Source organism: Mycobacterium sp., assembly GCF_049281135.1.
Classification (GTDB): Bacteria; Actinomycetota; Actinomycetes; order Mycobacteriales; family Mycobacteriaceae; genus Mycobacterium.
The window spans coordinates 1-11,939 of the sequence record NZ_JBAPRN010000552.1 but is presented as its reverse complement, the minus strand read 5'-3'; the positions used below and the strand labels follow the sequence as shown (position 1 = coordinate 11,939).

Sequence of the window (11,939 nt, the reverse complement as noted above, 5' to 3'; positions counted from 1 at the left end):
CGCCGGGCAGCAGCACCGCGCCGATCACCAGGTCAGCCTGCTTGACGGCTTCCTCCACCTCCAGGGCGGTCGAGTATCGGGTCTGCACCCGACCGGCGAACATGTGGTCGAGCTCCCGCAGTTTGTTGACGTTGACGTCAAGCACGGTGACCGCGGCACCCATTCCGATGGCAATCCGGGCGGCGTTGTATCCGGCGGTTCCCGCGCCGATGACCACCACCGTCGCCGGTTCGACGCCCGGCACTCCGCCCATCAGCACGCCCCGGCCACCATGGGTGCGCATCAGGTGATACGCCCCGACCTGAGTGGACAGTCGCCCTGCGACTTCACTCATCGGGGCCAACAGCGGTAAGGCGCCGTCGGGGGTCTGCACTGTCTCGTAGGCGATCGATGTGGTGCCCGCCGCGAGCAGTGCCTCGGTGCATGACCGCGAGGCGGCCAGATGCAGGTAGGTGAACAAGGTCTGGCCATGCCGCATGCGCGAGTACTCGATTGGCGTGGGCTCCTTGACCTTGAGGACCAGCTCGGCACCGGCCCAGACGCCCTCTGCGGTGGCGATCAGTTGCGCGCCCGCGGCCTTGAACTCGGCATCGGGGATTGACGAGCCCTCACCCGCGCCCGCCTGGACAAGAACCTCATGACCGCGACGGGTCAACTCGGCGACCCCGGACGGGGTGATCGCCACGCGGAATTCGCTGTTTTTCGTCTCGGTTGGGATGCCGATATGCATAAATTCAATTGTGAAGAAAGTTCAGCCATAGCGCAAAGACGGCGAAGACACGCGTATAGGATCGGGAAGTGGCCGAAGAAAACACGGAATATCAGAACCGTGAGCGGATGTCATCGAAGGATCTTCGGTCGGCGGATTTGGACAGTACGGACCGCAAAATCGTGAGTCTGCTCCATGCCGATGCCCGCATGACCAACAGCGCGCTGGCTGAAGAACTCGACATCGCCGCGTCGACCTGTCACGGCCGGGTGCGCCGACTGGTGGACTCGGGTGTGATCCGCGGCTTCTATGCCGATATCGACCCGGCCGCAGTGGGATTGCCGCTGCAGGCGATGATTTCGGTGAGCCTGCAGTCCAACGCCCGCGGCAAAATCCGCGAATTCATCCAGCAGATCCGGCGCAGGCCCCAGGTGATGGATGTGTACTTCCTGGCCGGTGCCGATGACTTCATCCTGCACGTCGCCGCGCGCGACACCGAAGATCTGCGCTCATTCGTGGTCGAGAACCTCAACGCCGACGCCGACGTCGCGGGCACCCAGACGTCCCTGATCTTCGAGCACCTGCGCGGAGCCGCGCCCGTCTGATCGCGAGGAGTTCCCGATACCGGGGGTACCGGGTATGCTCCTGCCAATGTTCACGGTCAACGACGAGGCTGTCGGTCCGCACCTGCCAGGTGCCGGGGCCCGGCCTGATGAAGGGCGCGATCACGAACGATTGGTCCTCGAAGCGCGCGACGTCGCGTTCGACTGGTCGAAGCTGCCGTTTCACTACGTGCCCGGCGAGCCGTTCACTACCCACATGCTCAACGTGCTGCACCTGCTGCTGCCGGCCGGCGAGGAGTTCTTCGTCGACCTGTTCAAGCAGGCGCTGCCGCTGATCAAGGACGACCAGCTGCGGCTCGATGTGCAGGGATTCATCGGCCAGGAGGCGATGCATTCGCGGGCGCACACCGGTGTGCAGGAGTACTTCGCCGCCAACGACATCGACGTGACACCGTTCACCGACCAGATGAACTGGCTGTTCGGCAAGCTCTTGGGCGACCGGCCGCGGTGGAGTGTGCGGCGGCAGCACAGCTGGCTGCTCGAGCGGGTAGCACTCGTCTCGGCCATCGAGCATTACACCGCGATCCTGGGCGAATGGATTCTGAACACCCCGCAACACGACGCGATCGGCACCGATCCGGTGATGCTGGACATGCTCCGCTGGCACGGCGCCGAAGAAGTCGAGCACAAAGCGGTGGCCTTCGACCTGATGAAGCACCTGCGGGCGGGTTACCTGCGGCAGGTGCGTACCCAACTGGTCGTGACACCGATGATGCTGCTGATGTGGGTGCGCGGAGTCCGTTTCATGTACTCCGTTGACCCGCAGGTGCCGCCCGGCGCCAAGCCGCGCTGGTGGTACTACTTCCAGGCTGCACGACGGGGTTTGATGCCAGGCCCGCTGCGCTTCGTGCGGGTGATCGGCGCCTACTACCTGCCGGGCTTCCACCCGTCACAGCTCGGCGGGGTGAACAAGGCGGTCGACTACCTGGCGATCTCACCCGCCGCGCGCGCATCGCACTGAGCGAGAGGATCCGATGACCACCGATTCGGCGGCTAGTTCAACCGTGCCGACCCGCAGCACTGTGACCGCATCGGACGGCGTGACGTTGGCCGTCCATGCCTACACCCAGATAGACCCGCAACGGCCGACCGTGCTGGCCATTCACGGTTACCCCGATAACCATCACCTCTGGGATGGGGTCGCCGAGCATCTCGCTGGGCGCTATAACCTCGTCGCCTACGACGTGCGGGGCGCCGGCGAGTCCGCGTGCCCGGCGGGGCGATCGAATTACCGCTTTCCCCAGTTGATTTCCGACACCGGCGCGGTGATCGACAGCCTCGGTGTCGGCCGGGTGCATCTGCTGGCCCACGACTGGGGCTCGATTCAGGCCTGGGCCGCCGTCACCGACGAGACGGTGATGAGCAAAGTGGCTTCGTTCACGTCGATCTCCGGGCCGCACCTCACCTACGCGGGCAAGTTCTTACGGTCGGCCCGCACTCCACGCGGCCTCTTCGACGTGATCCGGCAGTTCTTCGCCTCGGGATACATCTGGTTCTTCCTGACCCCCGGCCTGCCGGAGTTGATGATCCGCTCCGGGGTGGGCGTGAAAATTATTGACGCATTTGGCCGTATCGGTAATTCCAGTACCCTCACCCGACCTATCGACACGGTGCGATCTACCGGCGACTACGTCAACGGCCTCAACCTGTACCGCGCCAACATGCCTGGGCCGTTTCTGGCCCCCGGTGCGAAGCGGCCCGTTACCACCGTTCCGGTCCAGGTGCTGGTGCCGCGGATGGACATGTTTGTCACGCCCGCGCTGCAGCGGTTCACCGGTTCAATCCCGTTGGGCAGCAGGGTCGTTCCGATCGAAGGCGGCCACTGGGTGGTGACCGCGCGTCCCGACGTGATCGCGCGGCTGACCAGTGAATGGATCGACCGGGTCGTCGACGGCGCCGCTCCGCACAGAAAAAGCCCGGTGCACAACGGTCCGCGGGACGTGCGAGGCAAACTTGCCTTGGTCACCGGTGCCGGCGCCGGGATCGGCCGCGCCACCGCCCTTGAGCTGGCCCGCCAAGGCGCCGACACGGTCGTGATCGTCGACCGTGATCTGGCCGCGGCGGAGGACACCGCAGCGGCGGTGCGGGACGCCGGCGCCGGGGCAGCCGCCTACGAGGCGGATGTCAGTGACGAGAAAGCAATCGATTCGCTTGCCGCACAAGTCAACGACGAGCACGGCGTGGTCGACATCCTGGTGAACAACGCCGGAATCGGGATGGCGGGCCGATTCCTGGAGACGACGCCGGCGCATTGGGACAACATCCTCGCAGTCAACCTGCGCGGCGTGCTCAACGGAAGTCGTTCGTTCGCAACGCAAATGGTCGGCCGCGGACAGGGCGGCACCATCATCAACGTATCGTCGGCCGCGGCGTTTCTTCCGTCTAAGTCGATGATCGCTTACGGTACGACCAAGGCCGCGGTGCTGGCGTTCAGCGAATCGCTGCGTGCCGATCTGGCTGACGACGGCATCACCGTCACCGCGGTCTGCCCGGGGTTCGTCAATACCAACATCGCCAAAAGCACCGTTTACGCGGGAATGTCACCGGACGAGCAGGACAGCGCCCGAGACAAGGCCGACGTTGCTTACCGTCGTCGCAACTACACACCGGAAGCCACCGCCAAGGCGATCGTCAAGGCTGTCAAGAGCGGCCCGCCGGTGCTGCCGGTCGCGGCCGAATCACGGGTCGGCTACGCGATGCGCCGCATCAGTCCTTCGTTGCTCCGGCTGTTGGCCCGTTACGACATCCGACCTTAAGGCAATTGTGGCGCAGAGTATTTGGGCCAGCAGGCCTGCCGACATCTACGGTCGCCGCAAGCGGGACCGGCTCTACACGGCCATGTGGGGACTGGGCGCGCTACTCGGCGGGTTGTCCTCGGCGACCCGGTGGACACCGTCACGGGTGCTGCCGGTGGGGCGCACCCACACCGCGGTCGTCACCAAACGCGAGCTGCTCACCCCGGACGTGGTCGCGTTGACTTTCGCTGATCCGCACGGCGGCCTGCTTCCGTCATGGACGCCGGGCAGCCATATCGACGTGCAGCTGCCCTCCGGTCGCCGTCGCCAGTACTCGCTGTGTGGACCACCCGGGCGGCGGACCGATTACCGTATTGCAGTGCGCCGCATCGCCGATGGGGGTGGCGGTTCGATCGAGATGCACGATGCATTTCGGGTCGGCGACTCACTGTTGTTCGAGGGTCCGCGCAACGCGTTCTATCTCGGCGGCGCCGAGCGTGACGTGCTCTTCGTCGTCGGGGGAATCGGGGTGACACCCATCCTCTCGATGATGCGGGCGGCACAGCAGCGCGGAATGAATTGGCGCGCAATCTATGCCGGGCGCAGCCGGGAATACATGCCGCTGCTGGACGAGGTGACCTCGCTGGCTCCGGAGCGGGTAACCGTATGGGCCGACGACGAGCGCGGCCGATTCGCCACGGCCGACGATCTACTGGTCGGTGCGACACCTACCACCGCGGTCTACGTGTGCGGGCCGAGTGGGATGCTGGAATCGGTGCGCATGGCTCGCGACGAGCACGCGAACGCGCCGCTGCACTACGAGCGGTTCAGCCCGGCGCCGGTCGTCGACGGCACGCCGTTCGAACTCGAGCTTGCTCGCTCACGGCAGGTGCTCGACGTGCCCGCCAACCGCTCGGCGCTCGACGTCATGCTCGACACGGACCCGACGACAGCGCACTCCTGCCGACAAGGCTTCTGCGGAACCTGCAAGGTCAGAGTGCTCAGCGGGCACGTCGACCGTCGAGGTCGACTCGCGGAATCCGACGGCGAGATGCTGGTGTGCGTCTCACGCGCGACCGGTGGCCGCGTGGTGATCGACGCCTAGGGCGCCTGCTGCAGGTGCAGGTTGTTGGTCTCCTGGTAGCCCTGCGGGTTGCCGCAAGCTTTCACGTTGTTGGTGATCTGCACAGTGCCGTCCAGCGTGTTCGGGTCCCACGAGTAGTGAAAGCCGATCGCGTCCTTGACGTCGCCGCCCTCTTCGCAGGAAACGCCACCCTTGCCGTCCAGCGTCCACTGGCCATTGACCAGGTTCGCCTGCCCCAGGTCTTTGATCGAGGCGCACCCGTCACCGCAGGGGGTGATGAACCAGTCGCTGTGCACCTGGTGGCCGTCCGGATAGGTCTCGGTCTCGATGTAGTGGCCGTTCAGCGGGTCCGCGATGGACACGGGAGCCGTAACTACCAGGGCGAGTCCGGCGAGCATCGCACCGGCGGCAAAGCCGCGTGTGATCGTCATGATCCGGTTCCTTTCGTCAGCATGGCCAGTGTGCCAGGCACTGTAGGTGGGTATCACAGCAGCCTCTCGGTTCGCGGGGGTTTGGCCCCTTCGAGTGGGTGAACGCACGATGACGAACGGGTGAGTAACTAACTGTGCCGTCGGCCGTTGTCGAGAATCCTTTCTGGGTGGTGGTAGTCGTTGGTTGTCGGCTGTCCGTGATCGAGATGAGGCGGCGGGATCCACTGGGTGTCTCCGCTGCCGACTCTGATTGTCCGCCAACCCTTATCGACCATCGTGTGGTCGGGCTTACACGCCAGCGTCAGGCTGTCGATGTCCGTCCGGCCGCCGCGGGCCCAGTCGTCCATGTGATGAACTTCGGTCCAGTATGCGGGGACATTGCAGCCCGGAGCGGTACAGCCACGATCCTTTGCGTGCAGGACAAGTCGCTGGTCTGCCGAGGCTATTCGACGGGCCCGGCCCAAATACAGTGGCCGATTTTGATGCTCGTCGAATACTGCGAGGTAATGGTGTGCGCGACTGGCCATCCGGATAAGGTCGCGCATCGGGAGAACCGTTCCGCCACCGGTGACGGCCTGGCCGGCGGCCGCGCTGAGTTCCTGCAGTGTGGTCGACACGATGACGGTGACCGGCAGTCCGTTGTGCCGCCCGAGTTTCGGATCGCCCAGTTGACCGCGAACCAGCGCGTTGAGCGCGTCGTGCTGCCGCTGAGCATGACTCCGCGTATCGGGTTCATCGGCGGCGCAGGCATCTTCATTGTCCGGGTTGCACGCGCCGGGCGCCGCGAACCGCGCCAGCCACGCGTCGAGATTGGCGCGCAGCTCCGGCGAGGCGACCAGCTTGCCGATGCTCATTCCGTCAGAGCGTTGCGGCGCCCAGGTGAACCCGCGCCGGCGGGCTCGATCGATGTCGGAGAATTTGCCGTCGGGGTTGATCAGCACCGCGCAGCGATTCGCCACCTTCTCCAACTGGTCGGGTCGCAGCGCAGTCGCCTGCTCCGCCAGGAACCGCTCCGCTCCCTCGACTGTGTCGGGCGGTGTGTCCGACGGCAGGTCGCGGACGAACGTCTGGATCACCTTCACGTGCTGCGGATCGAGCAACCCTTCCCGCCAGACCTGCGCTGTCGCCGGAAGTTCCGGGGGCAGTGTCTCGCCGGTGATCGTGGTCCGCGGTTTCAGCTGCTCGGCGTCACGGAGACGTCGGCGAACGTCGGCGCAGCTGATCCGGAGCCAGTCGGCGATCACCTTGTGTACCGGCCCGCCCAGGTCGGCGGGGTCCTCGTGCGCGAGGCCGGCGACAAGATCGTGGGCGGTTATGAGAAGCCGACGCCGTGCCGTCTCGAGACGCTCGAGGGTGCGCAGGCGGGTAATGGGGCCGGCTGTGGCAACGTCCAGCTCGCCCACTGTGGTCACGGCCGTGTCCAGCGCGTCGAAAGCTGCCGTTATCGAATGCATGTTCGAAACATTAGGTGCAGCTCCCGACCACTAGGTGTCGTCGAGGCGGCAGGTGCGGAGATCTGTGCACAAAGGCGCAACTGTGTACAAAGTCGGCACGCTTTAGGGTGAAGTCATGCGGGTAGCTGTGCTGGGTTCGAAGGGCAAAGTCGGCACGACGATGGTGCAGGCGGTACAGGACGCCGACGATCTGATCTTGTCCGCAGAAGTCGACGCGGGTGATCCGCTGAACCTGTTGACCGGCAGCAACACCGAAGTTGTCATCGACTTCACGCACCCCGATGTCGTCATGGCGAACCTCGAGTTTCTCATCGACAACGGCATTCACGCCGTCGTGGGGACCACCGGGTTCACCGACGAACGGCTGCAACAGGTGCGGTCCTGGCTTTCCGCCAAGCCCGGCGTCTCGGTGCTGATCGCGCCGAACTTCGCCATCGGTGCGGTGTTATCCATGCATTTCGCCAAGCAGGCCGCGCCGTTCTTCGAGTCCGTCGAAGTCATCGAGTTGCATCATCCGCAGAAGGCTGACGCCCCGTCCGGCACCGCCGCGCGGACCGCCGCGCTGATCGCTGAGGCGCGAAAAGACCTGCCGCCCAATCCAGATGCCACCAGCAGTAGCTTGCCGGGTGCCCGTGGCGCCGACGTCGCCGGCGTGCCGGTGCATTCGGTACGGCTGGCCGGATTGGTCGCGCACCAGGAAGTCTTGTTCGGCACCGTGGGGGAGACCCTGACGATCCGGCACGACAGCATCGACCGCACGTCGTTCGTGCCGGGCGTGCTGCTGGCGGTTCGCCGGGTCGCCGAACATCCAGGCCTGACAATAGGAATCGAAGCGCTGCTCGATCTGCTATGACCTCAACGCGGCGTGGTGTGCCCGTCCAGTTGATGATCGCGCTGATGTGCGCGGCGCTGCTGGCCTACATCGTGCTGCTCGGCCGGACCGCCATCCTGATGATCGGCTCGGGGCGCGCCGTCGCGATCGCGATGGGCGGCGCGCTGTTGATCCTGCCCGCCATCGGCTTGTGGGCGATGCTCGCCACGTTGCGCGCCGGTCTCGCCCATCAGAAGCTGGCCCGCCTTGCTTCGGAAGACGGCATGGAACTCGACGTGAGCGCGTTGCCGCGACGGCCGTCGGGACGCATCGAACGCGACGCGGCCGACGCACTTTTCCACACCGTCCGTACCGAACTGGACATCGATCCGCACGACTGGCGTCGCTGGTACCGGCTGGCCCGTGCCTACGACTACGCAGGAGATCGAAGCCGTGCGCGAGAAGCCATGAAGAGAGCCGTCGAGTTGCAGGGCCGCACATGAGCAAAACGCTGTTGGTCGTTCACCACACTCCGTCGCCGGCGACTCGTGAGCTCCTCGAAGCGGTGCTGGCCGGGGCCAACGATCCTGACATCGAGGGCGTGGAGGTGATAGCTCGGCCAGCCTTGGCGGCCACCGTTCCCGACGTGCTCGACGCGGACGGCTATCTGTTCGGCACACCGGCCAACCTCGGATACATGTCCGGGGCGCTCAAGCATTTCTTCGACACCGTGTATTACCCGACGCTGGACCATGTGGCAGGTCGGCCGTACGGCCTTTGGGTGCATGGCAATAACGACACGGTGGGGGCGGTGTCGTCGGTGGAAAAGGTCGTCACCGGGCTGTCGCTGGCCAAAGCCGCTGACGCACTGCAGATCACCGGCGTGATCGACGCCAACGTCCGGGAGCGGGCCTACGAACTGGGCGGCACGCTCGCCGCGACGCTGATGGAATGACGGTCAGTGAGATCGCAGGATGGTGACTGCGTTGTCGAATTTTTTGAACTTGTCGAATGTCTCTGCGGGAACGCCGAAGACGGCCGACAACGTGTCGGGCGGAAGCTGACTCAACGACTCGGCGATGCCGATGTTGTCTTTGTCTTCTGCTGCGCTGGAGTTCTGGATGATCAGCACGTCCAGATCTTCGGTGCCGAGGTTCTCGAAGTAGTGCAAGGATCCTTGGGGTGCGAACACGAGGTCGTCGACGTGGGCCTCGAAACTCTCGTGGTTGCCGTTTCCGTCGATGAGGACCCAGAATGCGACGCCTTTGGTGACCAGATTGATCTCCCACGCGCTGGGATGCCAGTGGGGTTCGCGAATACCGCCGGGCTGCAACGTGATCAGCTGGATGCTGGCCTGTTGACCGACGAGTATCGGAAAGTTCTGCTCGTGTGCCTGCTGCTGTGTGCCACCGTCATACGTGATCGGTGGTACGGCGCCCAGCTGGAACAGGTGTGATTTCGAAGTAATTGTCTCATCGGGTACACGGGGATCACCGAAGCGCTCGGCGTCATCAGTCATCGAATCTTCCTAATGCTTCCGCAGGACGACGATTGCTTCGTCGATCTTCTTGAAGGAGTTGAAGGTCTTTTCCGGAACGCCGAAGATAGCGGACAAAACCCGGGGTGGAAGTCTGCTGATCGACTCGCCGATGCCGATGTTGTCCTTGGCTTCGGGCGCACTGGTGTTCTGCACGATGACGATCTTCATGTCACCCGGGCCCCGGTTTTCGAAGTAGTGGAAGGAACCCTGGGGTGCGAACACCACATCGCCGACTTTCTGGTCGAAGCTCTCGTGGTTGCCGTTCCCGTCGACAAGGGCCCAGCTGGCGACACCTTTGGTGACGATGTTGATCTCCCATGCGCTGGGATGCCAGTGCGGTTCGCGAATACCGCCGGGCAGCAAGGTGAGCGACACGATGCTGGCTTGTTCACCCTTGAGGATCGGGAAGTTCTCTTCGTCTGCCTGCTGAAATGAGCCGCCGTCGAAGCTGCTCAGGGGCTGGGCGCCGAGATGGAACAGATGCGAGTTCGAGGTGATCGTTTCATCGGGTAGCCGCGGATCGCCGAAGCGTGCCGCATCGTCGGCAAGTGACACTTCGCTATCGGTGCGGTGGCCGGAGACCAGATGATCGACGCCCACGCCAGCCGCGGCTGCCGCGCCCGCCAGGCCCGCTCCACCCAGGATCGTGCGACGGTTGATTGACACGGATCGAAATTACTCCAGCGAGAAGGCTCGGTCTACGCATAATTTCGCCGTGGATTTTCCGGCGGCGCTCAGCCCAAAGCCGCCCGCTCGGGACGATGTGTGTTGGGCGCGTGGCCAATACGGAATCACCCGTCCTCACTTTTTTCTCAGCCACCAGGGGCATGCTGAATGGCATGCGCGGACGCCGTGCGGTGGCGGTCATGGTGTTATTGCACGCCACCGAGGTGGCCGCGCTCTTGTCCGCCGTCACCGTGACTGGCCGACTGGCGCGCTCACATCCTGCCGGCGGCATGGGGTTAGCGATGCTGTCACTGCTTGCGGCAACGGTGCTGGTCGGATGGCAGGGTTATCGATTGCTTGCCGGACGTCGATCACTGAACGTGGCTGGGCTGGCCGTGCAGTCGGGGATTGTCATGGTTGCGATCGCGATTGCCACCCAGAACCTGGCTGTCGGTGGATTTGGGATCGTTGTGGCGTGCTCGGTGCTGGCGGGTTGGGGGCGGCTGGCCAAGACCAGTTCTGCCACTGCTGCTCCGGTCGCCCCGAAGCCGTCGCCGCAGAGCGTGCACGTCGCGGTGAATGGACCGGGCACACAAGTCGGTGTCAGTGGCGCGGTGTTGGCGTCGCTGACTGCCCTGGTGGTCCTGGCTGCGCTCAGCGTGCGCAGCAATATCTTGTTCGGACTGGCGATTCTTGCCGTGATCTTCATTCCCCTCGAGCGGCTTTTCGCGCTGCACCCTCGCCGAGTCCTGCGCCGGGGGTGGCGTACCGACCTGGTGCACTACCTGGTCAACGGTGTCGCGTTGAAACTCGGGTTGATCGTCTCGGTGGTCGTGGCGGGCAGCGCGTTGCGCGCGTTGGTGCCCACGCCGCTGCGCCTCGGTATCGCGGCGAGTCCAACGTGGGTGCAGATCGTGGCTGGATTTGCCATAACCACAGTCGGCGGATATGCGGGCCACCGCGCTGCGCATGAGGTCCCACTGCTGTGGCGGTTCCACCGGGTGCATCACAGCATCCGCGACCTGGATTGGCTTGCCGCCAATCACCTACACCCGCTGGACGAGACTTTTGGTCGCTCTGCCGCGGTGCTGCCGCTTTACGCGCTGGGCTTCGGCCGGGTCAGCCTCGGCGCGTTCGTCATCCTCATCACGGTGCAGGCCATCTTCATCCACGCCAACGTGCGGATGAACTTTGGCCCGGTGCGGTGGTTGATCGCCACCCCGCAGTTCCACCACTGGCATCACGCTCGTGAACCGCGCGCCTACAACACCAACTACGCCGGAGAGTTCCCAATTCTGGACGCCTTGTTCGGGACCCTGTATCTGCCCGCCGACCGCTGGCCGACGCAGTACGGCATCGACGAATCCGAGCCGGCCGGCTATCTCCGTCAGCTTGCGTGGCCGCTGCGCACCCGATGCGCGGCGGACTCCGAGGCGGCGCGCACGACGTCAGTGGAACACGGTGTCGCGGCTCCGCTCGTAGCCTGAGTGGCCCGCTGCTAGTCGATATGCGTTGGCGGCGTCTGCACGATGGGGTCGGCCTCCTTCGGAGGATCATTCGCGCTCATCGTGTAGCACTGGGTTTCGGTGGGGCTGTAAGGCCCGGCGTCGTGATAGGAGAGACAGCGCTCCCACAGTCCGTCCTGGTCGACGGGACTGTCGCACATCTGCGCAAATGGGTGCGCCCCCCATCCGGGGTCCACGCATCCTGCACTCGCGGTGGGCGCCGTGGCAGTCAGGCCGGCGGTCACCAGAGCGGCCCCGAGGGCCGCGGTCATATATCGCTTGGTCATCTTGATCCTTACCGAAGAGGGACTAACTCAATCGTCGATGTGCGTCGGTGGGTCGTTGAAGGCGAGGCCCCACGGGTGGAGGCCGGGCCCCATC

General features: G+C 64.7%; 13 protein-coding genes and 1 pseudogene. 8 read left to right on the top strand and 6 right to left on the bottom strand.

Annotated features, from left to right (window positions below; translation table 11 throughout):
- Window positions 1–730, bottom strand: a 730-nt coding sequence (gene ald, locus WAN02_RS21570) for an alanine dehydrogenase (protein ID WP_422266256.1), incomplete at its 3' end; no start/stop codon positions are given.
- Window positions 731–837: 107 nt separating this feature from the next.
- On the opposite strand from ald, the gene WAN02_RS21565 reads away from it, so the two are divergent.
- The 4 genes from WAN02_RS21565 to WAN02_RS21550 are packed head-to-tail and all read left to right on the top strand — an operon-like array spanning window position 838 to window position 5,172.
- On the top strand, window positions 838–1,314 hold the full coding sequence (locus tag WAN02_RS21565) for an Lrp/AsnC family transcriptional regulator (RefSeq protein ID WP_422266257.1): 477 nt from the start codon (window positions 838–840) through the stop codon (window positions 1,312–1,314).
- Window positions 1,315–1,360: 46 nt separating this feature from the next.
- Window positions 1,361–2,293: a metal-dependent hydrolase gene (locus tag WAN02_RS21560; protein WP_422266255.1), complete on the top strand. Its 933-nt coding sequence runs from the start codon at window positions 1,361–1,363 to the stop codon at window positions 2,291–2,293.
- Between the two features lie 13 nt (window positions 2,294–2,306).
- Window positions 2,307–4,088 carry an SDR family oxidoreductase gene (locus WAN02_RS21555; RefSeq protein WP_422266254.1) on the top strand — a complete coding sequence of 594 codons (1,782 nt, stop codon included), beginning with the start codon at window positions 2,307–2,309 and terminating at the stop codon, window positions 4,086–4,088.
- Window positions 4,089–4,095: 7 nt separating this feature from the next.
- Window positions 4,096–5,172, top strand: coding sequence for a PDR/VanB family oxidoreductase (locus WAN02_RS21550; protein WP_422266253.1), 1,077 nt, complete (start codon window positions 4,096–4,098; stop codon window positions 5,170–5,172).
- On the opposite strand, the gene WAN02_RS21545 is transcribed toward WAN02_RS21550, so the two are convergent.
- Window positions 5,169–5,582, bottom strand: a complete 414-nt coding sequence (locus WAN02_RS21545) for a hypothetical protein (protein ID WP_422266252.1) — start codon at window positions 5,580–5,582, stop codon at window positions 5,169–5,171. The two genes, WAN02_RS21550 and WAN02_RS21545, sit on opposite strands and share 4 nt — an antisense overlap.
- 128 nt (window positions 5,583–5,710) lie before the next feature.
- Complete coding sequence (locus tag WAN02_RS21540) at window positions 5,711–7,036, bottom strand: HNH endonuclease signature motif containing protein (protein WP_422266251.1); 1,326 nt, start codon at window positions 7,034–7,036, stop codon at window positions 5,711–5,713.
- Window positions 7,037–7,151: 115 nt separating this feature from the next.
- On the opposite strand from WAN02_RS21540, the gene dapB reads away from it, so the two are divergent.
- Genes dapB through WAN02_RS21525 form a run of 3 tightly spaced genes read left to right on the top strand, consistent with a single transcriptional unit; the run spans window position 7,152 to window position 8,802 of the window.
- The gene (gene dapB / locus WAN02_RS21535) at window positions 7,152–7,889 is read left to right on the top strand and encodes a 4-hydroxy-tetrahydrodipicolinate reductase (RefSeq protein WP_422266250.1); all 738 of its coding nucleotides are present in this window, start codon (window positions 7,152–7,154) and stop codon (window positions 7,887–7,889) included.
- Window positions 7,886–8,350, top strand: a complete 465-nt coding sequence (locus WAN02_RS21530; protein ID WP_422266249.1) for a hypothetical protein — start codon at window positions 7,886–7,888, stop codon at window positions 8,348–8,350. The genes dapB and WAN02_RS21530 overlap by 4 nt, the downstream gene beginning before the upstream one ends.
- The gene (locus tag WAN02_RS21525) at window positions 8,347–8,802 is read left to right on the top strand and encodes a flavodoxin family protein (protein ID WP_422266248.1); all 456 of its coding nucleotides are present in this window, start codon (window positions 8,347–8,349) and stop codon (window positions 8,800–8,802) included. The genes WAN02_RS21530 and WAN02_RS21525 overlap by 4 nt, the downstream gene beginning before the upstream one ends.
- 3 nt (window positions 8,803–8,805) lie before the next feature.
- Here WAN02_RS21525 and WAN02_RS21520 read toward each other — a convergent pair.
- A pseudogene (locus WAN02_RS21520) lies at window positions 8,806–9,369 on the bottom strand (cupin domain-containing protein); the annotation flags it as partial.
- Window positions 9,370–9,375: 6 nt separating this feature from the next.
- Entirely contained in the window at window positions 9,376–10,053 is a 678-nt protein-coding gene (locus WAN02_RS21515) for a cupin domain-containing protein (protein WP_422266247.1), read from the bottom strand.
- 173 nt (window positions 10,054–10,226) lie between these two features.
- Here WAN02_RS21515 and WAN02_RS21510 point away from each other — a divergent pair, with 173 nt between their 5' ends.
- Complete coding sequence (locus WAN02_RS21510) at window positions 10,227–11,540, top strand: sterol desaturase family protein (protein ID WP_422266246.1); 1,314 nt, start codon at window positions 10,227–10,229, stop codon at window positions 11,538–11,540.
- An 11-nt stretch (window positions 11,541–11,551) separates the two neighbouring features.
- On the opposite strand, the gene WAN02_RS21505 is transcribed toward WAN02_RS21510, so the two are convergent.
- Window positions 11,552–11,845 (bottom strand): CDGP domain-containing protein, encoded by a 294-nt coding sequence (locus WAN02_RS21505; RefSeq protein WP_422266245.1) that lies wholly within the window; start codon window positions 11,843–11,845, stop codon window positions 11,552–11,554.
- Window positions 11,846–11,939 lie beyond the last annotated feature (94 nt).

What these genes read in the sequence shown, in the direction of transcription:
- WAN02_RS21505 (WP_422266245.1), bottom strand. Translation starts at nt 11,845, where the DNA reads ATGACCAAGCGATATATGACCGCGGCCCTCGGGGCCGCTCTGGTGACC.
- WAN02_RS21530 (WP_422266249.1), top strand. Translation starts at nt 7,886, where the DNA reads ATGACCTCAACGCGGCGTGGTGTGCCCGTCCAGTTGATGATCGCGCTG.
- WAN02_RS21545 (WP_422266252.1), bottom strand. Translation starts at nt 5,582, where the DNA reads ATGACGATCACACGCGGCTTTGCCGCCGGTGCGATGCTCGCCGGACTC.
- WAN02_RS21560 (WP_422266255.1), top strand. Translation starts at nt 1,361, where the DNA reads ATGTTCACGGTCAACGACGAGGCTGTCGGTCCGCACCTGCCAGGTGCC.
- dapB (WP_422266250.1), top strand. Translation starts at nt 7,152, where the DNA reads ATGCGGGTAGCTGTGCTGGGTTCGAAGGGCAAAGTCGGCACGACGATG.
- WAN02_RS21565 (WP_422266257.1), top strand. Translation starts at nt 838, where the DNA reads ATGTCATCGAAGGATCTTCGGTCGGCGGATTTGGACAGTACGGACCGC.
- WAN02_RS21540 (WP_422266251.1), bottom strand. Translation starts at nt 7,036, where the DNA reads ATGCATTCGATAACGGCAGCTTTCGACGCGCTGGACACGGCCGTGACC.
- WAN02_RS21510 (WP_422266246.1), top strand. Translation starts at nt 10,227, where the DNA reads ATGCGCGGACGCCGTGCGGTGGCGGTCATGGTGTTATTGCACGCCACC.
- WAN02_RS21555 (WP_422266254.1), top strand. Translation starts at nt 2,307, where the DNA reads ATGACCACCGATTCGGCGGCTAGTTCAACCGTGCCGACCCGCAGCACT.
- WAN02_RS21525 (WP_422266248.1), top strand. Translation starts at nt 8,347, where the DNA reads ATGAGCAAAACGCTGTTGGTCGTTCACCACACTCCGTCGCCGGCGACT.